Genomic DNA, 787 nt, shown 5'->3' on the forward strand with positions numbered 1-787 from the left:
GGTTCATGACTGGGGTGAAGTCGTAACAAGGTAGCCGTAGGGGAACCTGCGGCTGGATCACCTCCTTAAACGACCGCGCATCCCGTCCTGGGTAAGCGCTCACAATGAATTACCTGATCGCGCAGAGCAACGACTGTTTGGGTCCTGGACCCAGTGGTTAGTAGCCGGGTCTGTAGCTCAGTTGGTTAGAGCGCACCCCTGATAAGGGTGAGGTCGGCAGTTCAAGTCTGCCCAGACCCACCAATTTTATCCAGCTCGGCGTTATTTCGTGACTCGCCTAGCAGGCTAGGCGTCGCCACAAAATGCCTTGATCTGAATAAAATAGTGTCAAGTCGGAAAGAGTAAGGCTTAAGAGGTAGGAAAGAAGCCCTTTCTTAACTCTTCCTTCTTCATTCTTCCCTCTTGCTAAGGGGCCTTAGCTCAGCTGGGAGAGCGCCTGCCTTGCACGCAGGAGGTCACCGGTTCGATCCCGGTAGGCTCCACCATCTCTTCCCAATACGGCGTTGAAAGCTGACTCGCATAGAGGCCTATGCGTCGCCATCTTTCGCCTTGTCTTGGAAAGAGTTCCCGACAGTCGTCAATACGCTGAAATCAGTTGTAAGCGTTAAGAAGATGAGCACACGAAGGATCTTCCTTCTCTCTTCCTTCTTAGCTCTTCCAACTGCTTTCGAGCAGTCGCTCTTTAACAATGTGGCATAAGCTGACAAAGCAAGACGATACGTCTCAAGCGTATCCGGCATGATCGTGATCGTCGCCAGGCCAGACCCTTTGGGGTTATATGGTCAAG

The 787-nt window shown here is 52.2% G+C and carries 1 protein-coding gene, 2 tRNA genes and 1 rRNA gene; 3 read left to right on the forward strand and 1 reads right to left on the reverse strand.

Annotated elements, in window-relative coordinates:
- From OP495_RS18560 to OP495_RS18570, 3 genes are all read left to right on the forward strand, one after another.
- Positions 1–68, forward strand: a 16S ribosomal RNA gene (locus OP495_RS18560); the annotation flags it as partial.
- Positions 69–166: 98 nt separating this feature from the next.
- Positions 167–243 (forward strand) — tRNA-Ile (locus OP495_RS18565).
- Between the two features lie 166 nt (positions 244–409).
- Positions 410–485 (forward strand) — tRNA-Ala (locus tag OP495_RS18570).
- Between the two features lie 42 nt (positions 486–527).
- Here OP495_RS18570 and OP495_RS18575 read toward each other — a convergent pair.
- The gene (locus tag OP495_RS18575) at positions 528–740 is read right to left on the reverse strand and encodes a hypothetical protein (protein WP_280565027.1); all 213 of its coding nucleotides are present in this window, start codon (positions 738–740) and stop codon (positions 528–530) included.
- Positions 741–787 lie beyond the last annotated feature (47 nt).

Source organism: Chromohalobacter sp. 296-RDG (genome assembly GCF_029889885.1).
Taxonomy (GTDB): domain Bacteria; phylum Pseudomonadota; class Gammaproteobacteria; order Pseudomonadales; family Halomonadaceae; genus Chromohalobacter.

Coding starts and splice junctions, on each gene's coding strand:
- OP495_RS18575 (WP_280565027.1), bottom strand. CDS start 740: ATGCCGGATACGCTTGAGACGTATCGTCTTGCTTTGTCAGCTTATGCC.